Raw genomic sequence first — 23,524 nt, 5'->3', positions numbered from 1 at the left:
ATTATTTTTCCTCAAGCTTTGCTATTCGAGATTCGAAATCTTCGTTCATTTTCCGAAATGACCAGTAAAGGCCTGAAACAATGAACGCGTAAAGCTCATCCATTCTGAAGCTGAACCGGTCACCCCCTTCAGTTGCCGGGCCAGTCACAAAGCCGTCAGCATCCAGCTCTTCAGGCGTTGAGCCCCATTCATCGTAGCAGATGAAGCCCAAGCCGAATGCATCCAGGCCGTGACACTCCAAAATCTCAATAGCTTTCTGCACAGTCATACCGATGTGCTCCCGGGCGTTTTGGCCCTTGGTTTCAATTGCGGCGAGCCACTTGTATGCCCCGATCTGCTCTGCGAGATCAATTGCGGCGCTGATCTCATTTGAAGACAGAGGGCGAACCTCAGTCTTCTCCCTAGCATCTGAGGTGTTGATGGTTCCGGTGCCGGCGTAAACGACAGACCATCGAGAGCTTGGCTGCCCCAGGGCCTTTAAATTGTCATCGGTTGGAGTCCACTTTGCCGAATCACCTAGATACCAGTAGGTGGTTCCATTACCCGCTGGCCCTATCCTAACTCGAAGACCAGAACGAAGGTTCAAAGAGCCAACAGCGCTTTGTACATCGGCATCGCCCGATGTTGGGCCCAAGAATACTGAACCGCCAGGTGTTGGGCGAATACGGACATGCCGATTCGGCGCCTCCATGGTGATGTCGCCGTCAGATGTTGTTGGGAATGAACCTGTGAAGTCTACGTAATCGCGAGCCTCAGCAAGACCAGAGCCGCTGGCATAGCGTGACGGAGTAGCCGAAGATGCAAAATCTGGACGACGATCAACGCCTGGTCCGTATACAGTGCCAGTACCGGCTATTAAGCGAACAGTGCCGCCGGCAGGATACGGCGACCGCAAAGATGTAGAAGCGCGCTGGTAGATCATCCGGCTGCCTGCAGGTATATCTCCAGTGAAAATCCCAACAGAGAGCGATGATCGACCTGCTTGAGACTCGAAATAAGTATTTCCGTATACCAAGTCTCCGATGTTGGTAGCAAAGACCAAAATGTCTTCGCGAGTAATTACGGTAGAGTTGGGCAATTGAATCGCCCTTACCGGGCTTCCGTCAATTTCAATCGCAGCTGAAGGACTATCGAAAGGTGACTCGAGTTCGTTGCACGTCGCTAGCATGCGGCTTGAGTGCTCAAGCCCTGTGATGTAGCAATCATCTAGGTTAGAGCCGGATGTGCCAAAATTAGACCCCCCAACTCTCAGTTCAGATCCTAAAGTAATTGACCCGCTTGCAGGAGAAACCCCGGTGAACGTCAGCTTATCGGAGGCAAAGCTGAGGCCTGTGTAAGAGTACTCAATCCCAAGCACGCGCACGGTCCCTGTGAGATTGAACCGATGCGATGGACTCCATGGGATCTCAATAGTGTTCGAAGTAACAGCTGTGACTCGGTAAACGTCATTCGCACGAATAGCAACGCCGCGAAATCCTTGGAAGGTTGATCTGTAATGCGCAGATGTTTCTGCAACCGGGGCAATCAAAGGCGATGCCTGGCTGCAGGTTTTGAGCATCCCTGCAATTCGCCAATAGCCAACTGCCTGGAAATTGGAATCGCTTGTTGCGCGTGCAGATTCATCCCAAACTCCGACATCCCAATTCGACCCAAGGCCTCCAGTTTCTGAATCCTGATAGCCTGCGACCCCATTAAAGTATGGGGCAATACGGAAGTTTTCAAAGCGGCATCCTTTGCGCCTGTAGATTCCTACCGAAAAAGGCTTCAGCGTCGCCTTGGTTACGCCTACTGCATCTCCATTGGTGAAGTTAAGCAACTTGTATAGCGGGGCCGGTGCATTGGCGGTGTACGGATCAGCAGCCGATGGGTTTGCGATTACCCCGCCAGCGGTTGATCGGTCGCTTATGTGGTCAACCGTATGAACCTTCGGCCCGGTTCCGTAAAACAAGGCCTGAGTTCCAGCGTCTGAGATCAACTCGTTATAGCCTGGAGTCCAATCCCCGGCACAATCCCCTCGAATGAACAGGGCAGACGCTGTATCAATCGTGTCTGTGGGGACCAGCTTCCCGCGAAGCTGTACGCCTTTGCCATCTGCGGCATTACAAGCCGCCTGCCACGCGGCCCAGTCGATTGACTGGGAAAGCGATGTGGCAAATGGGTACTGGGCCTGAGCCTCTGAAAGTGTTCCGAACCTCTCCGACAATGGGTGATACGTACCATCACCGATGGAACCGAAGTCTGAGGTTGAAATCGAATCCCGCATCTTGTCCTGGAAGGTTCTAAACACTGCTCCCATGCCCGATTGCAGGAACCAACCAAATCCACCAACAACCCCAGCGATTGCGGCATCAACATACGAACGCATAGTCCGAATGTTCACCGCATCCTGGTCATCGCCGCCATCCGCAAGGTTCTTGATCAGCCGCCCTTCAGCGTCGTAGTAGTTCCTCCCAATTGGGCGAAGTAGGGCGCGACGAAGATTCGATATCCCCTGCTGAATTAGCATCGTCAGACGGTCGAACACCGTTTCGTGGGTTTCAGCCAAGAAGCGCCCCTGGTTTCGCAGGTCCGTTGGCTGAACTGCGCTCATTACGCGGGAGATCGTGATCGTGGCGCCTGGCGTGGCCAGGTAAAGAGCCGCATAAGCCGAAGTCAGCGTTCCGCCGCTTTGCGCCCCTGCGCCAGTCAGCGTGTACTGCGTGCCCAGCACCAGGGTTTCAGAAGTTCCATCCTGCTTCACCAGCACGGCCTGAATGTCGGAGTTCTGCAGGAACCGGTACGGGATTGGGTACGCCGGGCCGCCGGATACGTATTCGATAACGCTATCAGTGGTCGATACGGTCAATTTTCAATGCTCCAGAAATGCGAAAGCCCCGCACTTGGCGGGGCTCTCTGGCTTGCTGATGGGTTACTGCAGGACTTCTTGGCCGGCGCGGTAGGCGAATGCCGGCGTTCCAGTGGTGTTCACGGTGCGCAGCCTGGTGTAGAAGCCGGCCGGGACGTAGCCGGTGACCACGCCGGTTTGCGGCTGCACGCCCTGGAGTGCGATTGCAAGGGTGTACGTCTGGCCAAGGCCGCTGATGGCCAAGGTCTGCACGTTGGCGGTGAAGCCGCTGTCGCTGGCAATCTCCAAGATCACGTCACCGTTCTGGCCGCCGGCGATCGAGGCGGTGACGGTGATCTGCACGCTGTAACTGACCCAGGCATCGCGGGTTGCGCTGATCTGGAACGCCGTGTTCAGCGCTCGGGTTGCTGCCGCCTGGCTGCGGTTGGTGCCGGCGGTCACCCTGCCCTGCGCATCCGTGGTGACGTTGGCGTAGCTGCCAGCCGTGCCGGTGTTCGGCATGCTGATGGTGCCGCTGGTAGTGATGGTTCCACCCGCCAGGCCGGTGCCGGCGGTGATGCTGGTAACGGTGCCGCCGGGGATAGCCGGGAAAGTGGCCGGGCTGCCGTCGCCCCGCAGGTATTGAGCAGTTGTGCCGGTCGGCGTGGCGAATTTGCTATCGAGCGCCGCCTGCAACCCGGTCGTCTGGCTGATTGCCAGCGCCGGCAGCCGGGCCGTGGCCAAGGTGCCGGACACGATATCTGCGGCCGCATGGGTGTGCGGCGCCGGGGCGAAGGTGCTCGGCACTCCAGTCAGGTCCGCATATGCGCCGGTGGTGGCCACGGCGGCGAAGGCTGGCTTTCCGGTTATGTCGGCCCAGGCCTGCGGCAGCGCCACCAGCGCTCCGGAACTGATGACAAGGCCTTGGCCGATGGTCCAGTGCACCGGCAGTACAGTGGTCCCGTTGAACCCCATCAGGCCATCCTGGGTGCCGGGCGGCTTGGCCACCGTGCGCGGGATGCTGCTGGTATCAGTGGCGTTGCGCTGACTGGTGACAATATCGTTGGCCGCGCCGAAGGCCAGCAGTGGCAGAAGGAGCAAGGCGGCGATCAGGTGCTTCATGCGGTGATCCTCGACAGGATGGCTGGGCGGTTTCGGTAGAACACGCAGTTGTCGCCAGGGTTGAACATGTAGTCGCCACCGTTCACGGCAATGACGCTGGTGAAGTGGGCCAGTGCAATCTGGCCGTCAGAGTTCACGAAGATGCGCTGCCCTACCCGGCCGTCGCTGTTGCCCGGGAGTGTGACGTTCACCTGGTTGAGCGCCGCGCCACTGGTGAGCAGGTTCAGGGTTATGTCCTGATTGGTGTCGGGAAGCGTCACGGTTTGTCCTTCGATCACGGCCTGGTTAACCACCAACTGCGCCATGGCATCTGCCACCGCCTGCTGCGCCAACGCCTCCATGTCGCCCTGGTCGATGAAGCCGTTCTTCAATATCCCGTTGTCGTGTCGTTCCATGGCCTACCTCACAACGAGAAGTTCAGAGTCGCGGTGCCGCCACTCACCGACAGGAGACGAGCTCTCATGAGCGGCCAGTTGGTTTCGACCGGACCACCGTCGGTGGCATACACGTTTCCGCTTGCGGTAATGGTTGCAATCGGAATCCACCCGCGCCCGTCATGGCCGCCTTCTACAATCGCCTGCGCAGCGACTGCGCCTGCGCCTTCCACAGAAAGCTGGAATGAGGGTCGGCTGAATCCGTTGAGGGAAAGCACGAACGAGGTGGTTGGCGTGTTGGAACTGAAGAACTGGGGCATCGCTTTCTCCTTGGCAATAAAAAACCCGCACATGGCGGGCTTATTTAATCTATGTGTTAGGATTCAGAGCACATCGGGGCATTTGAATAGATCAATCCTATTCTCTTTGAAATCGCTTCCAATCGAGCCAAGCGTGTAAAAATATGGAGTCTTGTCCTGCCCAATGGCAATTAAGCCCTTGCAAAAGTAAGGGCAGCTTGCTGTGATCGAGGTGAAACAAATATTTTTGTACTGAAAACGCAACAGTCCAACAGGCCATGTAGCGCAGTTGTATTTACCATTTATTGGGCAATCCAATGACTCTACATCCCCGGAGGCTATGACCGTTTTTCCTTCTAAGTTTCCTAAGTCGTCATATGCGACCGCCCCAATAGAAAACGCCATCGAGAAGCAAGCAAGAATCCTTTTCATCAACCATCAGCCTATCGTGATATTCCCAGTGGGTCACTATAACTCTGAGAAGGCCTTATCAAAAACTCCTGTCCGTTCTGCTGTCGAATGCGTTCCTCAGTCCGGCGTAGAGAGCCTGGACTAAGAGCTTCTTGAACGGAGTAAAGGAAAAGGTGATCTAAGGCTATGCGCGTGTAGAAAAGGTTCAAAAATGGGGTGTTGTTCTGGGCCAGTCGCAAAGCCGAAGCCGCAGTATCATCTCCCTCTTTTGCTCGCGCCCAGAGATTGACTAGGTCAGCGGCCGTGCCAAGTGTTGGGCCGGCCGCAGACTCCAAGGCAGTATTACCGAATCGATTGGCCTCGCCAAACAGATAGTCACCAAATATCCCCAGTCCACCACCCTGAACCATTGCCGCCAACCATGTCTTTGGATCATCTGCCGGACGAGGCTCTCGACCTTTTGCCGCATCCTTAGAAGCCATTGATAGATATCCAAACGCCGTCGTCCACAACATCAACTGCGCCAGAGCTGCACGCTCACCGTTCGCATTCATCAGTGCGTTCTTCAGTGCAATGCCAGCATCTCGAATGCCTCTAAAGTTATTGCCGAGCGCCGTGGGCGTGTATCCGCGCCCGTAAAGGTCCCGGCCCAGAGTCTTCTGCATGTAGGCGGCAGGGAAACTCTTGAACTGAGTGACGAAGCGCAGCAGGTCGCCGGGCACGGTTCCAGGCTGAGTACCCTGGTTCATGATCGAGCGGGTGCGCGCATCCGGCTCCAGCACGGCATAGGTCACGCGATCGTTCACGTAGGCGCGCAGGCTTCGCTCCAGGTCCTGTCGTGTTTCGCGGATTGCGCCGGCGGATACTGGTCGGTTGCGCTCGGACAAGTACTGGCCAATGCGTTCATCGCTGATGGCTTCAATGCCGTCAGGCGTCATGTAATCACGGCCATCAGCCATGCGCATGTCCATCTCGCGCAGCAATTCCCACTTTCCTGCGTCGAGGTCGTAGAGACTCAGGGCACGCTTGAAGTCGCTGTTCAGCGAGCCCCAGCCCTTGCCTTTGTTCTGCGCCAAGTTGTGAGCCATCATCAATCCGGCGCTGGCCTTGTTGGCATCGGTCCACCAAGACAAGCCATTGAGGCGGAAGAAATGACTCATGCCACGGGACATCTTGCCCCCAACGGAGTCGTCAGCAGAGAACCGGCGCATGATCTCGCCGCGCATTGAGTCGGCGTACACGCCATAGGCCGACAGGATCTGGCGCTGTTCAGCACTACCCCTGCCCTTCATCAAGCCCGCGCCCATTTCCGCCAGACTGCCCAGGAAACTCTGGCCCTGGTACCGCATTTCGCTGGCGGCCACCGGCAGGTCGGTGAAACTGGAAAGCAGCGCGCCACCGAGCTTGGACAGGGACTGCCAGGCCCGGACGTTGGCCGCCACGCGCGCCTGGGTGGCATTGCCAGGAATTCGGGTCTGTCCGCTTACCTCCTTGAAGCGGTTGTCGATCACGCCACGGCGGGCAGTGTTGAAGTTGGCCAAAGCGGCTGGATCACCACCGGCTCGGACATCTTCCTTGATGACATCCATGGCCATGTTCAAATTGGCTTCTGGGTTGGTGCCAAGGCGGCGCATCAGGGCGGTGTTTTGCCCGGAAAGATCGAGGCCGCGCAGCACAGCCTCCCGCAGGTTTCCGGTGCCGAACAGCTGGTTGTACTCATGCCAGGCCACGCCATCTTTGAAGTGCAGCACCCGCTCCTGACTGAGCTTCTTGGCCAGGTTGGCAGGGCCACGGAAGCCGTTGGGCTGCTGGCCACTTGGCGATTTCAAATGGTCACCAGAGACCAGTCCGTCGTACACACCCCTCAGGAAGGTCATGGGGTCGCCGCCTTCGCGGAACGTTGCAGGGTCTAGGCGCGACAGGATCTCTTCTGCCCAGCGATCGAAACCAGCTGCGCCGATCTTCTCGCTGTCGTGGCTTTGCCGAGCAATGTAGCCCGGCAGCTTGCCGATGCTGGCCCCTGCTCGGTTGGCATCAATGCGGGCGCCTTCCTGATACTTCTGGATGATCTTGGCGATCTCCACGACCTGTGGATTCAGGTCTTTGGTGTCCTGGTCCTTGCCGATCCGCCAGAGAGCATCGGCTATGTCCTGGTCAGAGTCGCCCCGCGCAAGCACGGCAGTCAGATCGGCACGGTCCAGGTCGGCCAGCATGCCGCCGATGTATGCATCTCCCAGAGCCTTCTGCTCGGCCGCGACCGACAACCGCGAGCCCTGGCGCGCAAGATTGGTACCGACAAGGAAAGATTCGACACCCAGATCTGGACGGTCGGAGAACTGATCACGCACGAACGCCACCAGGCGGGCGCGGGCGCGAACGTTGATTAGCGCGTTGCGCCTCTCGATGATGGCAGCATGTTCGGCCTGCTTTGCCAGCTCGTCGGCGGCGCGCAGAGCGGCTTGCTCGCTACCCAATGCGCCTTCGCGAGCCATGATTTCTTGCGCCCGGGATCGCAGCAGTTGGAAGATTTCCTGAATTTCGTTCGACTCCATGTCGCCGGCGGCGGCTCGCACCGCGTCAGCGCATGGGCTGATGCCCGATGGAAGTGCCATCAACCTCTCCCCAGTTCACAGATGGCCGCAGCCCGGTAGGCCTTGGCGTATTGTTGGGCCTTCGCGGCCTCGGCATCAGCTGCCGCCATTTCATCGCGGCCCAAGGCCTCAACCTGAGCGCGCTGATCCTCGGGCAACTGATCGAGCATTTCGCGTGCAAGCGCTTCGTCCTCTGCCAAGGCTGCGCGGGCATCCTCCAGATCGTCGACAACCTGACCCTGCCCGTCCATGCGCCGGCTTTCGGCCTGGCCCTCTGGGTCGACGCGCCTGGTCTGCGGACGCTTGAGGTACTCCAGCGCGCTGGCGGCCTTTCCCGGCTCGTCCAGTTCGAACAGCTTGGCCACATCGATATCGCGCCCGCTCATAGCCTGGGCCACAGCAGTGCGCAGGGCATTATCACGAATAGTCCAGTCGGCGCCCTCCGCAGTCTCCCGGGCGGTGCGAATCGCCGCACCCAGCGGGCGTTGCTGGTAGCCCTGCATAATTTGCCGGGCGCGGGCCTGAATCTGAGGCTGCAAGCGCTCTGGCACCTGACCACGCTCGATCAAGCCCAAGTCCCGCCGGTCAATTTCTCCAGCGCGATTGCGCTCCAGCGTGGTGTCGATCTCGCTGGTACGGGCACGGATCTGCTCGCGCTCCGTAGCGATAGAGTCCCGTGCGGCACGTTCCGCCTGCTTGCGGCTCATGCGCTGAGCCTGGAAGGCCTTGGCACGGTCGCGGTACGTAGCGTCAAGCGCCATGTCTTGCGCCACCAGCCCAACGCGCTCGGCCTTGAGGTCCGCTACATTGCCGACACGCTCGCCGGTCAAAGATGGTCGGATCTCGTCCAGAGCTTGCTGCTCTGCCGAGCGATACAGCGTTGCTTGGTCTGCTTCCAATTGCCTTGAGAGCCCGGCGCGCAGCGCAAGGTCCGGGTCTTCATCGAACATACGGCCAAGGTCAATGCTTCGACCTGCATCCGCTGGACGAGGCGCAGCGCCCACGCTCAAAGAGGTTTCAACGACTGGAGATTCGGTTGCCAGCCGCCGGCGCAGCGCATCGCTGACGGCGCCTCCAACCGAATGAAGTCCGCCGCCCAGCACACCGCCCAAGGCGATATTGGCCAGCGAGTCGGACAGCCCATACTCGGTCTGATCTTGCTGGGCAGCCAGCAACGGCAGCGGCTCCAAGATCGCGGCGCCTACCGACCCCTCCAGCGCACCAACACCACCGCGCACCGAGGCCCTGCCAAGTGGGGTAGCAGCGCCGGCCAGCAGCCGGGCATAACGCGCTTCCCCCACCACTGGCACAAACGCCGACGCGATGTTGAGCGGATCAAGCAGAGAGGCCGCCAAGCTTCCGGCAATCGTTGTGGGCAGCGACCCGCCGTTGGCACGAGCCATGATCTGTTGACGCGCCAGCTGCTCCTGATGACGCTGCATGAGTATGTCGAGAGCACCCTGACGGATTCCTTGGTCCGGAATCTTGATATCAAGGCCGGCCCCCGCAACCTGCTCACGCGCCTGTTCAGCGCCTATCAGTGGGGTGTCAGGCTCAAGCCGCCCAGCGTTAGGAGCAAGGTACGACTCCGGACCGGCAACCACCGCCCGGCCAAGCTCCTGCTGGTTCAGCTCTTCCAGTCGATAGGCCGACGTGCTCGGGTTGGTCGAGAACGCTTCGTCGAACGCCGCGCCGAAGACATCGCCAGTATCAGCCGGAATATCCAGAAGCGTGCGCCGATCAAGCGCCGGGGCATCGCCCGCATAAATGGTCAATTGTTGATCCCCAGGCCGCGCACGCGACCAATCCGTGATGCGTTGCTTTCAGGCTGGCTCAGCCCTCTGGTGGTGAGTTCATCCCAAGTGCGCGTGATCGGCTTGCCGTCCTTGTCCAGCAGACGGTAACCATTGATCGTGAGGCTCAAGCCGCTTTCGTCGTTGTTCGGTACCCACTGCCCGCCATCTACGACGGCCTGGCGCAGCTGCTCGGCGTTCGCGCTATCGGTCACGCCGAGAATGCCGGGCATTGGCATGAAGTCGTCGGCGGCCATGCTCTCCAAAGCAAGGTCCGCACCACGCTTAACCGCGGCCGTGTTCAGTGACTTGGGTACCCGGTAGGTATCAAAGAAGTCGTACTTGTCGTTCACCATGCCGTTCACGACCCGCTGCGCAGCTTTTTGCGGGTCATCACCCTGGCGAACGTAGGCAAGCGCTGTTTTGTAAGCCGCGTTGTACATGGTGTTGAATGTTTCAATTCCGCCTGATTGCCCTTGCAAGGATTGCCCAAATGGACCCATTGCGGTTTGCACGGCGGATGCGACATTGCTCGAAACGCCTTCACTAAGCCCCTTTTTAAGGTCATCTTCACTTAGGCTTGCCACGGCGGCCATGCGCTCGGCCAAGTCCTTTGGCAACTGCGTAGCAATCACCTGGGCCTCGGACGGCAACTTCTTTCCAAGTTGCTGGGCGATCATTGGGAAATTGTTTCCCCACTGCGCCTGCTGTTGCTCGATCAAAGTTGCCGCATTTTCGCCTCCGGCAACTCGAGCATTGAAGCCTGCCGCGATCTGGTCGGCTGCAGCATCTGGCAGCAGCTTCGGCGAATGCACGCCCAGACGGCGCTGCTCAGCGAAAGTTGCATCGGCATATGCCCTATAAGCTTCAGGGGTTCCGGCTTGCTGTGCCGCAGCGAAAGCCTCTCGGACTGGTGCGCTGTAAGTAGCTGCGTAAGCCGCTGGATCAGTTTGTCTCTGCTTCATCAGTCCGGCGTCAACCGTCTGTAGGCGTCGATAAAGCTGCTCGTCCTGAGTGAAGCCCTCTCCTGCCTTTCCTCCGCTTGCAGGATTGAACTGATCCAGAATCTTCTGACGGTCCTCTGGCCCGGCAGTGGCCAGTTCACGCATTGCGGGTGCCACAGCCTGAACCTTCGCAAATGACTCATAGGCCTGGCCACCCTTGTCACCATATGCCGCATCGAAGTCCGCACGCGACGGTGGATTTTCGAACTCAAGCCCTTGCAAGTAGGCCGACTGCGCGTCCTGAACCCTGGACTGCAATTCAACCCTGGAGATGGCCTGCAACTGTCGGGCCTCGACCTGGCGCTGCCTTGCCTCGGCCTGCTGCCGGCGAATGCCCTGGTCAATCATGTTGCTTACCCGAACTTGGGTTTCAGCATTCATGCCGTCCTTGGATGCTTCGTAATACTGCTGGGCGCGCTGCGGATTACTGTCGGCCATTTGGGCAATCACGCCAGTGAGCAGGCGGCTGCTGGCGTTGATCTTCTCCAGCTCCGTCTTCTCGGGCGACCAACCATTCCGCTGAGCCTGTGACTCAATGACATCCAGAGCCTTCTGCCGGTACAGACCAACCTTGCTCGGATCGCCATAGTTCAACGCCGCAGAATCAGTGGAAAGCTTGATCGAGGCGTCGTCGACATCGTTCATGTACTGCTGGTGCTGGCCGTACTCATAGCGGTTCAGGTCGTTCGACATGGACTGCCGGCGCTGCGCCACAAGCTGGGCATAGCGCTTGCGCTGGGTGTCATTGGCCAGACCGGCGCCAAGCTCTTCTTGGAACTTGTCGAAATCGCCCAGTGTTTGCCCGGTTACGTCCAGCGCGTTCTGACCTTTTCGGGTGTAGACGCCGTTCTGCTGGTTGTAGAAGGTGTTGTTCTGCCACTCAGTCAGCTTGTTGTCGGCGTTGATGATCGCCGTGGTGTCGGCCTCCTGCCGCTGCCTGACTGCCATGTCGGTGGCAACGTTGCCAACAGCATCCAGGCCTTGCTGAATGGCGCTTGTATCGACCATCTGCGGCGAAACGCGCACTTGCGGCAGGCCCTGCAGCGAGACTTGGCGCTGATAGGTTGGGACTGTTGCCATTGCCTTACCCTCTCATTGCGCCGTAAGCCTGCGCACCCTTGGCGCCAGCGGAGAGCAAGGAGCCAAACATGCCAGCCTGACCTGACTTCGTCGCGTTGGCTGCCGCCAGGCGGCTTTGCTGAGCCTGCGTCCGGTAGCCCCAAGCTTCCCGGGCTGCATTGTTCTTGATGGTCAGGGCATCAAGTTCGCCCAAGGCGGCGGTGTCATCCTGGATGTCGGCGGCGGAACCGCTGTTCACATCGATGCCGTTGCCAGCGAAGCCAGCACGTTGGGTGCCAATGGCAGCGCGGGTGGCCAGGCGCTGCTGGTCAGATTCGAACTCGCCGCGCTTCAGGGCATCAGCCGCCGAGGCATCGGCGAAGGCCGCGTTCTGCAGGCTGGCCTGCGCCGAAGCCTCGCCTTGCGCCTGTGACTGCTGAGCACTGAGCAACGCCGATGCGGCCATGGCCGCGTATGGAATAGCAGCTACTGCGCACATGCTGTGCCCTCCATCTGGAATGGGTAGAAGAGTTCGCCATTGATGCCGTAGGGCACCGCTGGCAGGAATTGGAATCCAAGCCACTTGAGCCAGCGGATGGCCAGGGTGTTGCGCACATCGACCAGATTCAGCAACACCTGGTGACGGCTGCGCATTCCCTCGATGACCGGGCGGCACTCAGCCAGGAACTGGCGACGGTATTGATTGATCCAGACCGTGCTGGCCATCCAAGGAAGACCGTATACAGCGTCATGCGGGCTGTCGCCGAAGATCGCCACGACCTTACCCTCAACGACGCACACTGCCGCGTGAGAGGCGCTGGCTATGGCGTGGCGCACCTCTCGCTCAACCGTCCAGCCGCGAATTGCCTGCAGTTCCAGTTGGTCCGCTGGGCGCATGTCGGCCAGCAACGACTGAATATGCGCCTCCCGTACCGGGACGAGATCAGCCGCCTGCTTGCACATTGAGCATGACCCCCAGAATGGTGATGGGCAGCGGATCGGATTGCCGAATGAAGACGCGGCCAGAGTCATTCCAAGTGCAATTGATCAGGATCTCTGCCCGGCCAGTCAGCAGGGTGATCGGCTCGCCGTAGTTCTCGGTGGACCGCTGCTTGAATTCGCGCAAGTGCTGGGCATCGGGCCCAGCAAACAAGCCACGACTCTCTTCGCAGAACACGACCAGTTCATTGGTGCGCTTGCGATTGCCCAGGAACGCCGGGTTGTTTGGCAGCGTGACATCGAGTGTTTCGAAGTCGGCCTCAATGGGCAGGCCTGCATGCACGACCAACGACGGGCTGTCCAGAGAGATCGCCCCGCCGGTAACCACCTGCTGGGGTGCGACGTTGCCGTCAGCCAGGATGCTGACCGTCTTCCCCTCAAGGTGGCCAAGCCCAGATACCGTGGAGGCTGCAATGCCCCAACGGGTTGCCGACACGCTACGCAGCGATGCCGGTACAACGGTCTGAGGCTCAACGCTGACGACTGTTGGCGACACATAGGCAAGGATCTTGACCGTGAGGATATCCCCGGCACTGGTCAGCGTTCCGTCGCCGTACATGATGACGCTGCGGCCAACCATTCCAGCGTCGAACGTTGCTTCCGAGGTGCCGAGCGTCAGCGGGTTCGGGAACGCCCAGTCAGTGCCGCCGGTCAACGTGGCGGTACCGGTGCGCCTGCCGTCGTAGGTCAGGCCGCTGTCCACAAAGAATGCCCGGTCAAACCAGTACTCGCCTGATCCGTAACGGCGCAGCTCGCGGGATGCCAGGCGCTCGACATACCGCTTGGTGGTGCCAGCAATGACCCGCCGAACGATGGCGTAGACCGCGTCCTCGTCGCCTTCCGGGATAGATACGATAGATTCGAAAGCCCCGTCCGTGTCGTGCCGGTGCCAGCTGAACACCTCTTGCGCCGGCAGGTAGGTGAAGCCCAGCTTGGCGCCGTCATTACGCACGCACCAAAGCACGCTGTTCGGCACCTGGGCCAAGGTCATGGCCTTGATCTCGTAACCGCGCACTAGGTGGGAAGAAAGCACGGTCAGGTCTTGCCCCTGGAAACCGTCACTGGTGTACGAGTAGGAAAGGTCGGCAATCTTCTGGCCGCGGGCCTGAACGTAAAGCGCGGTGTTGCCGTAGACCGCCGGGGGAACCGGGCTTGATCCGATATAGCTCTGGAAGATGGCGCGTATGTTGGTCGGCTTGATGCCGGTGGCATCGCCAGCAATGGTGACCTCGGCACCAGAGGTCAGCACCAAGAGCTCCTTGAGCGGCACCAAGGCGCGTATCCGGTTCACCTGGTTGGACGCGATGGTCAGCTCAATCGCATCGTCATCCTTTCGCGGCTGGGAGTAGCCGAAGTTGTTGAAGGCGCCCACCTTGCTCATCCACATCGTTTGCGGCTTCGAAGCGCTTGCGGCGAAGGTCAACCGCTGTTGGTAGTAGCCAACCACGCCCGGGTTGTTGCCGTCTTCGAATGGATTGGCATAGGTGGGCGGCGTGTCATCCTTCTCGGCTGTGATGTTCAGGTCGGTGAACGTGGTGCCGGTGGCCATGCCGATGAAGCCGAAGATGCCAGAACCGTTGTTCTCCTTGTACACGTTGTAATGGTCTGCCCCGGCAACGGCAGTCCAGGTCAGGTCTGCCCCTGACTTGTCATCCCATGCGTCGACGGATGCTGGAGCCGATGCAACCGATTCTTCGGCAGCTTCTCCGGCGGCAACAGCAGTGACGACATATCGGAACTCCGTGGTGTCGCCGCTGCCGCCAGACAGTGGCGTTGCCGTGAGCCCTGTAGGAGCGGCAATGCTCGGCATGAAGCTGATGGCCGTCAAAGTCCAGTTCGTCGCGCCCAGGCGCTTTAACTCCATCGGGGCGTAGCTGGGGTGCACGATGGTCAGCACATCCGCTGACTGGGTGAAGTTCAGCTCAAACAGGTGCTGCTCTTCGTAGGGGGTGCTGATTTCATAGGTCACACCACCATCCAGCAGCTGGCCACCATTGGTGTAGAACCGCATGTACAGGTGGCCGACCTCAATGGCGTAGGTCTGCTCAGTGCTGAACTGGAACGGGATCAGCCTGGATACCCGGGCACTGATCTTTGTTTCAGCCAAGAACCGATAGCCGGACCGGTTACGGGCGCCGCCCTCGGGCATGATCATGTAGTTGCGGCATGTCTTGAGCCCGGTGAAGTAGCGGTTCAGGTCTGCCCGGGCTGCGGTGGCTGGGGCCAACTCTCCGGCGCTGAAGGAAGGCTGTAGGATCTGGGCCATCAGTTGCGCCCCGAGATGAAGATGGATTCATGCTGCTCAGGCCCTGAGCCCTCGTTAAGGGCGGCGGCGCCGGCTCGCAGAACGTCGGCTTGGTACTGGGCGTAGCAGTTGGCGGTGACTGATGTATCTTTGGCCAAGGGCGCGGCAATCTTCGACGCGAGGTACCAAGAGAGCGCGGACACAAATACGGGATCGAACATCTCAGATGACTCGACCTTCAATGTGTACTCCAGCGTTGCGGCAGGCTCCATGGTGGTAATCAAGCGCTGGCTCGATCCATTGACCACACGGAATTTGATCTCAGGTATCTGCGGTGGATTGCCGTAGCAATGGATGCGGGTGAAGTAGCTGGCATCCAGCACTGGATTGACGATGCGCCGGATGCGCATGCAGTCGTTCGGCATGGCGTAGGCATAGGGGAATACGGGGTCTGGGTTATCCGCCACCTCTGCAAGCGCAGCAAAGGCTGTAGCGAATGCCCATTCGCAATCAGAGCGCAGCACGAAGTCCCTGGCATGCACATAGAACAGGCTGCACTGCTCGGCTTCCTGGCTATCTTCATCCAGGTCGTCGATACGCCTGCTGGCACCAATGTTGGACAGTGCCATGTTGCAAATTTCAATCACCGACGACATGGGCGAAGCTCCAATGAAAAAGGGCCCCGAAGGGCCCTTGAGGTTTTGCGTGCGGATCAGGCTGCGCTGTCTTCTTCCTCGATGACGCGCAGGTTGTTGCCGATCTGGCCATCCTCGCCAGGGTCGTACATCACCTGTTCGCCCGGCTGGCACAGGCGGTCGTTGATGTAGCTGATCTCCAGTACCTCGCACAGCTTTGCGGTACTGGTTTTCTGCGGTTCTGCTTTCTTGGCCATGCGTCAATCCTCAGAAGTTGTAGCCTTTGACATAGGCGCGGAACGCCTGGATGTCTTTGGCGAGGAAGGCGGAGAACGCACCGGCAGTCAGAGGGCCAGTGGCGACGGTGTAGCGCACGCCAACGTAGCGGTTGTAGCTGCCAGCCGGCAGCTTGATCGCCAAGAGCGTGGTGCCGCCACTGAGGTTGGCCAGGGCCAGCGCAGCCGATGCGAAGTGCACGGTTGGCGTGGTCGCCAGGTCAGCGGTCGAGGACGACTCGAGAGTGACGGTGACGGTCGCTGCGCCGGCGGCGGTCGCGGTGGTGTCGCACTGAACGACCAGGTAGATATCCTCACCAACGCCAATGTCACGGGTGACGTTGGTATTGACGGCGTTTCCGCGCGGATACAGGTCGTAGATGTTGGTGGAAACAGCGGTAGCGGTTACCGCCTGGCTGTCCGAGAACTCGGCTTGCTTGTCGACGTACATGGTCGGCTCCTTAAACCACGCGGGCTTCGGTGTTGAGGATGGCGTCGACACGACGCACCGGGACTTCGCCGAACATCAGGGCAGGCTTGCCCGAGACGTTCTCGTAGGTCAGGGTGCTGGCCGCAACCTTGTTGACGGTCTGGCGACGCAGGAACGAACGGATGCGGCGAGACACGTAGAACACCGGAGTTACACCGGTCAGGCCCTGAATCAGTTCGAGCGCCTGAGTCATCAGGTCGATGATGTCGGCGCCAGAAGCGGCGTTCTTGGTCAGGGTGGTCACATCGATGTTCGCGATGCGCACGATGTAGCGCCAGTCCTTGACCGCGATGCCGGCCTTCCACTGGTACTGGTCCATCAGAGCGCGGAAGCGGTTCTGACTGGCGTCAAAAGCATCGCCCTCGCCCAGGTCTTTGTGCACCAGGCCTGCCTGCGATCCTTTCGGGTAGATCCCGTGCACAGTGTTCTCGCCCCAGCCAATCAGCCAGATGGAGGTGTTGGACGAGCCGGTGCCGCCGGCGTCAATCACGTTTGCTGCAGTGGCTGCGGTCGCGGTGTTGACAGTGTTGAAGCGCGGCGAGATGCCGGTGAACGACTCGGGAGTCACATCGGTATTGCCGTACATCACGCCGCGCTGCATTGCCTGGTTCATCGCCTCCATGAAGGCTCGCGATTCGGACAGGCGGAAGCTGGCGGTGTTGCCGTTGAGCATCGCCAGGTCAACGTCCACTTGGCCGCGAGCTTCGAGGATGCCGCAAGCCTCGTCCACCTGCGCAGTAGTCGACTTGCTCGGCGGAACACCGGCATTCAGCTTGCGGTAGATCACATCCGGCAGGCCGGTGCGGGTGGTGATGCGCGAGCCGGTCGGCAAGTTGCCTTCGTACCAGGGCATGTCGAGCAGCATTTCGTTTTCTTGGGACAGCAGCTCTGCAATCGGCATGATGCCGCCGCCATCCGGGTTCAGTCGTTTCGCTACATCGAGCAGCGTAGGAAGGGTGTTGCCAATGGTGGCCATAGTGGGCGCTCCTTAGTTTTTGGCGTAGTTGGGGTACATCCGATCCGCCAGCGAGCGCTCGGCGGGGACTTCAGTGGTGGTGCGGTGCAACCTTCCTTCGCCCAGCTCCAGGCCGGCCTTATGGAATGCTTTGATCAAGGCCGGATGCGATCCGAGACCTGTTTCCTTGAGGAACTGGTTGAGTTCTGGGGAGCCGTAGGCAGCGAGGGCCTGCTGAGCAACACCAACGTTCTCGGCGAACTTCGCGCCGCCGAACTCAGGGTCTGCCCTCAGCTGACCAATCCACTGGCCAACCTGCTGCTTGTGGGCTTCTGCGATCTGGCTTTGGTAGGCCTGGCCTTGCGCGGCGCTTCGTTTCGCGTCGGCAGCGACCAGCTTGTCGACCTGCTCTTGGGTAAGGCCCAAGTCCTTGAACGTTTCCGACCACTCGCCTGCCGCTGCCTCGTCGAGGGTGTAGCCCTCGGGCAAGTTGGTGAACTCGTACTTTTCTGGTACCTGCGTTTGCTGCTGTTGCTCGCCATCGACATTTGGTTTGTCCGCCGCAGGCTCCGCGCCGGACTGCGCGGCAGGGTCGGTCAGAAGGGATTCGTGCCTCGCTGCTGCTGGCTGAGAAGTGGCATCAGGCTCAGTCGTAACTGCGGCTGGCTCTGCGGAAGCACCAGCAGCTGCGCCATCGGCACCGGCTTCGCTCATCAAGAAATGGCCCAGGCGCAAATGCACGAATGGGTTCATGGTTGTTCCTCAGGTTTCTGGATGTTTTCCTGAGCCATCACCGAGTACTGGTGGGGGCACAGGCGGTTGATTTCGGAAAGCAGTTGCAGGCCATGACTGCGGAGCCCTTCGTTGAAGCTCATGACGCCGGCGTGCTGGTCAAAGGTGGAGGCAAATACACGCGCCCTCTCCAGCAATCGCCAGGTGATCCGGCGGCCGACCGGCGTGCCCATGAGCCACTTCAGGTCATCGTCTGCCTGCCTTTGCGACAGGCGCGCCGCTTCCTCCTGCAGCTGTTGCAGGATCAGTTCGTCATCTGTCATTTAGGCTCCAGTCATTCGGCCCAGAACGTTGTCCGGGGTGATCTGGGTTTCGGAAAGGAGCTTGGCCCCCTGAATGCCCTGGTTGATCTGCTCCTGAAGGGCTTGGGCTTGTTGCTGCTGGGCGCGCTGCTGGCGAATCGCGTCGACTTCTTCGTCGCCACGCACCACGGTCGGCACAACACCTGCGGCCTCGGCGTACTCGTCGATCCACTGGTCAGCGTTGAATTTGTCCCGCGCTTCGGGGAATACGCCACTGAGATTACCGATGGTGCTTGCGAATCGCTCAAGGCCAACCACAGCTTGAGCTTTCTGGGCCTGAGCAAGGATCGACACATAGTCGGCCTCGATCTCGGAATCACCAAGCTCTTCGGGAGGCTCAGGAAGCCAAGGCTCCGCGTCAATGATCCCAGCCCAGATTGGAACGGATTGACGGATCATGATCCCAACGGTGCGATCCACGATCACATCCAGGCCTTCGAAGTCGATGCGCTCGACCACAGGCCCAAGCATGGACATCTTCTCTTCCTTGCGCGCAACGATCTCTGTTGCGGTCCTGACATCGTCCATCTGGCTGATCATCAGGAACAGGTCAGTGAAGAACGACCTGCGAATGCGTGCGGTGATCTGCTGAATCTTGGCTTCCAGCGCCTGCATCCATCCATAGTTGGGCTGGTAGATGGGTAGGATTGAGTTCTGAGACCCAACCTGGTCAACGTAGGTAACGCCGCCCGGGAGCATTGAAGACGGCTGACCGCGAAGAGCAGCAGGAGCCTGAACGGCTGGATTAGCGCCAGTCTCGGCCATACGGGCTGATGCGCGCTCATAGAGCTGTAGCGCTTTCACATCGCCCATGCAGTTGCGCCCCGGGCCAGTGCCGTAGCAGTCGCCTGGCAGGGCGTCCCAGCGCATTACCGCAACAGGGAATTCGTGGTAGCCCTTGTGCTCAAGCACCTTGTCAGATGGTGAAGTCTTCTCCCAAACAAGCCCGATGAACGCGAGCCGTTTACTGATCTGGGAGCTAGGCACATAGTCAGGGTTCGTCTCGACCATCTGCACGCAGTCAAACCACTGGTCCTGTCTGCTCTCCCTGAGCGCGTTCTTGGCTTGGTCGCTCAAGCTTGCCTCGCCGAACCGCTCGGCCATCTGCGCGGCGGTCAGCTTGAACTCGCGGTAGAAGGTGTTCGCCTTGCCGTCCGAACCATTGGCTACGTAGTACTCGCCAGCGGTGAACGCCTCGCAAGCGATTACTTTGTCCGGATCTTGGTCAATCCACACTGCACCGGTGCCGAACACGCCCATTTCGAGATAGGAAACGTGCATGCAGTTGTAGAAGTTCGAGCGCAGGAATGCAGCGCGGACACGCTCTGTCGCCTCGTAGAGCCAGTCCTTGACCGGTCCGAACTCCATATCCTCGTGAGACTTGATCTCGAGGTTGAACCATGGGCGAGAGCGCGAGGTAAGTCCGCTCATCATGCCAGCAGCAAGCGCCAGTGCATCCTCCGTGGCCTCGTTGTTGATGATCTTGTTGTTACGTCGATCACCCTTGTTGGCCTGCTGATCGCACAGCAGGCGCGACCTCATGGGCTGGATGAAGTCGGAAAGCTCTCTCCAGTTGGCTTCCCACGACGTGCGCTCATTCTTGAGCATCGATAGGCGCTTTTCAGCGCGGCGGCGCGGGGTGTCTTCCATGGTCACTGTCCGAGAAGAGTCTTGGTTGCGGTCTGGGTGCCAGCCATCGAGCCGCCAAGGATGGTGCTGGAAAGGCCAGCAGCAGCCGCTCGGCGGCGCTTCTCGTCGTCGCGGGCGGCCTGCACATCGCTGGCGACGTTAGTCGATTGTGCTGTTTCCGACTGGTATGACATTTCAAGACCCTGATCCGGATCAAACATCGATCCTTCGCCGGTCAGACCAGCTGCATCAGTGGTGCCCAAGAACATCGCATTGATGCCTTGGCCAACAAGTTTTCCAAGTCCGCCGCCACCACACATGGCCGTTACCTCAACTGTTGAATGGGTCGTAATGGGATGTATGTCCGCCATTCCCGGCGTAGAAGGATTTCTTGACCACGGGGAAGGAGAACGTGAGCGCAAGTGCGTCTGCACGGTTTGGGCTTATACCGGCGCGCTTTTTGAGCTCCGCCTTGTCTTCAAGAACGATCTTTCCGTCGAGCTTCACTCGGTATTCGGGGGCTGAGATCTCGTCAGCGGTCTGCTGGTCGTTGAGCTCGCCACCTGCTTTCAACCACTCTTTCATGGCGTTCCAGATCTCGCCGCGCTTGTTGAGCATGCCTGGATCGCTGGAAGCGCTTCCGAACTGCACAAGCGTCCAGTTGCGACCCATGGCTCGACCTGCGCTGACGATGCCAGTGCCGTAGCCGAAGTCGACAAACACCGCATCGGCCTTGTACTGATCCTCAAGCTGAGCGATACGCTGAGCCATTAGCACGTCATCGTCAGACTTCTGATATGTGGCAATCAGCTTGCTGTGGAGGCCCTGCCGCAGGTAGATGGCGAATTCGTCTTCGCCCGACCATGACGGGTCAACCCCAATCACTACCGGCGCATGGCTCACCATGGACTCAGTGACAACCCGGCCCATTGCCGCGTCCACCAGACCTGTGCCGATGAACTGAAGGTCGGATGAGGAAGGGAAAAGCCCGCGAACACGTACCTTGAAGAAGTCCGAGTCCTCACCGTAGTCAGAAGCCCATTGCTTGATGAGCTCCTTGTTGGTCATCTTGGCCTGCCGGCTATCGATCTGCCGGGTCTTCCAGCGATGCCTGAACTTCCGCCAGCACTCACGGAAACGACCGGTGTTTCGAGTAGGGTTGCCGAACACGAACCAGAAAGGCTCGCCATCAGTAAGGCCGCCTTCGGCAACCTCCCATATCTTGTCCGGGACCGCAGACGCCTCGTCGAACAGATACCAGGGCGACGATGTTGCCGCGTGCAGGCCGGCAAATGACTCACTGTTCTCTTCGCGGCAGGTCTGTCCATCCACGCGCCAGCTCTCGCCATACGCAGGATGGTAGATGTTCATGTTTCCCTTGCCGTTGTTGTACTCGAACCAGTGACCGGTAATGCAGCGCTTCTTCCACTTCCCAAGCTCACCCCAAGTCTTGGTGCGCAACTGCTCGCCGGTATTCGCAGTGACCACACCCTTGGACTGGGGCCTGGTGCTCATGATGTACAGGATGATCCATGACGACAGCGCAGACTTGCCGATACCGTGCCCCGAACTGGTTGCAGCCCGGTAAGCCTCAACCGGCTTCATGCCGTCGAAGTTATTGATACGGATCGCGGCGCCCCAGTCACTCAGGAAGTCCCGCTGCCACTCATCAGGGCCATCGAAACCCTCAAGCTCGCCTTGCCCCCAGTCGAAAGCGTACATAACCCAGCCAAGCGGATCGTAGAAGAACCGCCCCATGTCCTCGGCAAGCAGCGCTTCCGGGTCAGTCTTCTGGTTTTGCACGCTTTCTGGCAGCCAGGATACGGTCGGTCAGCGCGATGTTGCCGCTGTGCTCGATCTCTTGTTTGTCGCGCCACTCATCAGGGCGCCGGTTTTTGAGCCAGAAGATGGCAGCACCTGTATCCGGCGGGTAGTGCTTCATAAGTGGCGTTAGAACCACGGCGCCATCCACAACTCGGACATCAGTGTCTTCGTGGGAGTAGCCCATTGCGCGGTTGTACAAGGCATCTACCACTCGCTCGTCAGCAACATCCTTGCCTAGTTTTATGGCGGCCGAAAATTCAGCGTGCTGTACAACCCACAACTTTAGTGTGGATAAAGATACGCCGAATGCTTCGGCCATTTCCGGATTGGTGGCGCCCAGCTTTGCCAGTGCCTTGGCCGTTTTCACGTACTCGGCCTTGTACTTTGTCGGGCGCCCAGCTGCCATTCTCAATACTCGCCGTGAATCTTTTCTCGGTAGTCGACCGAGAAAGTGAATAGTTGGTTGCCAGTGCCGGTGTTTGTCACGCGGATGACGTAGGAGGTCTGTGGCGGATGGATCAGAGCCTCGTTCTCTCCGTTCTTCTGCACCCTGTTCGAAGACGTGCTTTGCAGTTCAAATCCTGTGATCGGGGTGCCGAGAGCGCTAGGCGTTACGCCCTGTATGAACTGAACAGGCGGTGCCGAGTCTTTCAGGGCGAGCTTGCGGTTGATGGTCTTGGCCGCCGAACCACCAGTGAAGGTGGCCGCGAACAGCTCAACGCGAATACCAGTGCTGAACGTGAAGTACTCACGAGCCAGGGCAATCATGTCGCGCTGACTAGTTATGAAGCCGAAATGAAGAGTGGCGTCAGCGGCCATGCTCCATGAATGCTCTGCGCGCCATATCAAGCCAGCCTTGATCAGCTCAGAGATGTCATCTGCGACCATGAACGCCATTTGGCTCAGCCCTTCTTTCTCAGCTCAAAGATCCTGGCCACATTCCCACGAGCCCGAACGACCAGCAGGAACAGGATGCCGAAGATCATGGTGTTGTACGGCGAGACCTCAGGCCATGCTCCGGTGTACAGCGCTCGGGCAATGAGGCTCAGCCACTGCTGGCCGAACAATGATGCAAGGCCGAAGGCGCACAGGCTGGGCATGAACTTGTAGCGCGAGTCACCGCGCTTGTAGAGGAACGCGATCACGAAGCACAGGCCGCCACAGAAGATGGCCTGCGCAATGGACACGAGCGTGGTCATGGGGCATCTCGCTTGGAGAACAGCCGTCCGAACAGGCCGGGGATGGCCTTGGTCCACTTTGGCAGTTCGCCGGTCTGAGCCGATTCAAGGATGCTGATGGAGACCAGCACCGTCAGAAGGCCGCAGGCGAATGCGGATATGCCACTGGTGCGCGTCCAGGCCTGAGCCAGAATCTCGGCGGCACCGTAGTAACCCCCGATCCAGCCCACAACCAGATACCCCAAGCGCTGCCAGATGCTGATGTCTTTCGCCCACAGGATGAATAGGAATGCGCCACCAAAGGCACACACCACCGCGTTGAGGTCGATGCTTGGCAGGCAACTCGCCAGGGCAACACCACTCGCGCCCACCGTCATGCATGCGGCTGGCGTGGTCAAAGCGTCTGCCATGCTTATGTCCTATTTAGGTCTTGATCCGAATGCCTGGGGCTTCCCCAGATCGATTCCATTCAGAAGGCACCAGGTAGCGAACACGGCGATACCGGCGGAGAGGATCAGTAGCATGAAGCTGATTCGATCCCGGTTGTCCGCACTGAGCTGCCCGCCTTGCAGGCCCTGGATGATGAAGAAGGTGGCCAAGAAGATGTTGGCGCTGATGTCGCGGTGCATGACGTAGCTGATCAGGGCCAGGGACAGCGCAAGGCAGCTCCAGCTGGTGGATCGAGTCATGTAGGCACCAACAAAAAAGCCCAGCGCGATGGCT

General features: G+C 59.4%; 24 protein-coding genes. All 24 read right to left on the bottom strand.

Annotated elements, in window-relative coordinates; genetic code table 11:
* Position 1: 1 nt before the first annotated feature.
* Positions 2 to 2,845 carry a tail fiber domain-containing protein gene (locus PVV54_RS12475; protein WP_274910234.1) on the bottom strand — a complete coding sequence of 948 codons (2,844 nt, stop codon included), beginning with the start codon at positions 2,843 to 2,845 and terminating at the stop codon, positions 2 to 4.
* Between the two features lie 63 nt (positions 2,846 to 2,908).
* The gene (locus PVV54_RS12470) at positions 2,909 to 3,946 is read right to left on the bottom strand and encodes a hypothetical protein (RefSeq protein WP_274910233.1); all 1,038 of its coding nucleotides are present in this window, start codon (positions 3,944 to 3,946) and stop codon (positions 2,909 to 2,911) included.
* A complete protein-coding gene (locus PVV54_RS12465) occupies positions 3,943 to 4,341 on the bottom strand; it encodes a hypothetical protein (protein ID WP_274910232.1) in 399 nt (132 codons plus the stop codon). The genes PVV54_RS12470 and PVV54_RS12465 overlap by 4 nt, the downstream gene beginning before the upstream one ends.
* A gap of 8 nt (positions 4,342 to 4,349) precedes the next feature.
* Complete coding sequence (locus PVV54_RS12460) at positions 4,350 to 4,640, bottom strand: hypothetical protein (protein WP_274910231.1); 291 nt, start codon at positions 4,638 to 4,640, stop codon at positions 4,350 to 4,352.
* A gap of 422 nt (positions 4,641 to 5,062) precedes the next feature.
* On the bottom strand, positions 5,063 to 7,642 hold the full coding sequence (locus tag PVV54_RS12455) for a hypothetical protein (protein ID WP_274910230.1): 2,580 nt from the start codon (positions 7,640 to 7,642) through the stop codon (positions 5,063 to 5,065).
* On the bottom strand, positions 7,642 to 9,396 hold the full coding sequence (locus PVV54_RS12450) for a hypothetical protein (RefSeq protein WP_274910229.1): 1,755 nt from the start codon (positions 9,394 to 9,396) through the stop codon (positions 7,642 to 7,644). The genes PVV54_RS12455 and PVV54_RS12450 overlap by 1 nt, the downstream gene beginning before the upstream one ends.
* Positions 9,393 to 11,498, bottom strand: coding sequence for a hypothetical protein (locus tag PVV54_RS12445; RefSeq protein WP_274910228.1), 2,106 nt, complete (start codon positions 11,496 to 11,498; stop codon positions 9,393 to 9,395). Before PVV54_RS12445 ends, PVV54_RS12450 begins: the two co-directional genes overlap by 4 nt.
* Positions 11,499 to 11,502: 4 nt before the next feature.
* Entirely contained in the window at positions 11,503 to 11,976 is a 474-nt protein-coding gene (locus PVV54_RS12440; protein WP_274910227.1) for a virion core protein, T7 gp14 family, read from the bottom strand.
* A complete protein-coding gene (locus tag PVV54_RS12435) occupies positions 11,964 to 12,440 on the bottom strand; it encodes a hypothetical protein (protein ID WP_274910226.1) in 477 nt (158 codons plus the stop codon). The genes PVV54_RS12440 and PVV54_RS12435 overlap by 13 nt, the downstream gene beginning before the upstream one ends.
* Positions 12,421 to 14,742 carry a hypothetical protein gene (locus PVV54_RS12430; protein WP_274910225.1) on the bottom strand — a complete coding sequence of 774 codons (2,322 nt, stop codon included), beginning with the start codon at positions 14,740 to 14,742 and terminating at the stop codon, positions 12,421 to 12,423. Before PVV54_RS12430 ends, PVV54_RS12435 begins: the two co-directional genes overlap by 20 nt.
* Positions 14,742 to 15,377, bottom strand: a complete 636-nt coding sequence (locus PVV54_RS12425; RefSeq protein ID WP_274910224.1) for a hypothetical protein — start codon at positions 15,375 to 15,377, stop codon at positions 14,742 to 14,744. Before PVV54_RS12425 ends, PVV54_RS12430 begins: the two co-directional genes overlap by 1 nt.
* 56 nt (positions 15,378 to 15,433) lie before the next feature.
* Positions 15,434 to 15,613 (bottom strand): hypothetical protein, encoded by a 180-nt coding sequence (locus PVV54_RS12420; RefSeq protein WP_274910223.1) that lies wholly within the window; start codon positions 15,611 to 15,613, stop codon positions 15,434 to 15,436.
* A gap of 10 nt (positions 15,614 to 15,623) precedes the next feature.
* Positions 15,624 to 16,082 (bottom strand): Bbp16 family capsid cement protein, encoded by a 459-nt coding sequence (locus tag PVV54_RS12415; RefSeq protein WP_274910222.1) that lies wholly within the window; start codon positions 16,080 to 16,082, stop codon positions 15,624 to 15,626.
* Positions 16,083 to 16,092: 10 nt separating this feature from the next.
* Positions 16,093 to 17,097: a major capsid protein gene (locus PVV54_RS12410; RefSeq protein ID WP_274910221.1), complete on the bottom strand. Its 1,005-nt coding sequence runs from the start codon at positions 17,095 to 17,097 to the stop codon at positions 16,093 to 16,095.
* A 12-nt stretch (positions 17,098 to 17,109) separates the two neighbouring features.
* A complete protein-coding gene (locus tag PVV54_RS12405; protein ID WP_274910220.1) occupies positions 17,110 to 17,829 on the bottom strand; it encodes a hypothetical protein in 720 nt (239 codons plus the stop codon).
* Entirely contained in the window at positions 17,826 to 18,131 is a 306-nt protein-coding gene (locus tag PVV54_RS12400; RefSeq protein WP_274910219.1) for a Bbp19 family protein, read from the bottom strand. Before PVV54_RS12400 ends, PVV54_RS12405 begins: the two co-directional genes overlap by 4 nt.
* Positions 18,132 to 19,820 carry a portal protein gene (locus PVV54_RS12395; protein ID WP_274910218.1) on the bottom strand — a complete coding sequence of 563 codons (1,689 nt, stop codon included), beginning with the start codon at positions 19,818 to 19,820 and terminating at the stop codon, positions 18,132 to 18,134.
* Positions 19,821 to 19,822: 2 nt separating this feature from the next.
* Positions 19,823 to 20,119, bottom strand: a complete 297-nt coding sequence (locus PVV54_RS12390) for a hypothetical protein (protein WP_274910217.1) — start codon at positions 20,117 to 20,119, stop codon at positions 19,823 to 19,825.
* A 10-nt stretch (positions 20,120 to 20,129) separates the two neighbouring features.
* Positions 20,130 to 21,602 (bottom strand): terminase, encoded by a 1,473-nt coding sequence (locus PVV54_RS12385; RefSeq protein WP_274910216.1) that lies wholly within the window; start codon positions 21,600 to 21,602, stop codon positions 20,130 to 20,132.
* On the bottom strand, positions 21,583 to 21,990 hold the full coding sequence (locus PVV54_RS12380) for a terminase (RefSeq protein ID WP_274910215.1): 408 nt from the start codon (positions 21,988 to 21,990) through the stop codon (positions 21,583 to 21,585). Before PVV54_RS12380 ends, PVV54_RS12385 begins: the two co-directional genes overlap by 20 nt.
* Positions 21,991 to 22,031: 41 nt before the next feature.
* Complete coding sequence (locus PVV54_RS12375) at positions 22,032 to 22,520, bottom strand: hypothetical protein (RefSeq protein WP_274910214.1); 489 nt, start codon at positions 22,518 to 22,520, stop codon at positions 22,032 to 22,034.
* 5 nt (positions 22,521 to 22,525) lie between these two features.
* Positions 22,526 to 22,822, bottom strand: coding sequence for a phage holin family protein (locus PVV54_RS12370; protein ID WP_274910213.1), 297 nt, complete (start codon positions 22,820 to 22,822; stop codon positions 22,526 to 22,528).
* Positions 22,819 to 23,211, bottom strand: coding sequence for a putative holin (locus PVV54_RS12365; protein WP_274910212.1), 393 nt, complete (start codon positions 23,209 to 23,211; stop codon positions 22,819 to 22,821). The genes PVV54_RS12370 and PVV54_RS12365 overlap by 4 nt, the downstream gene beginning before the upstream one ends.
* Before the next feature lie 9 nt (positions 23,212 to 23,220).
* Entirely contained in the window at positions 23,221 to 23,490 is a 270-nt protein-coding gene (locus PVV54_RS12360; protein ID WP_274910211.1) for a hypothetical protein, read from the bottom strand.
* Between the last annotated feature and the right edge of the window lie 34 nt (positions 23,491 to 23,524).

It is taken from the genome of Pseudomonas sp. PSKL.D1, from assembly GCF_028898945.1.
Classification (GTDB): domain Bacteria; phylum Pseudomonadota; class Gammaproteobacteria; order Pseudomonadales; family Pseudomonadaceae; genus Aquipseudomonas.
This window is presented reverse-complemented; position numbering and strand designations above follow the sequence as displayed.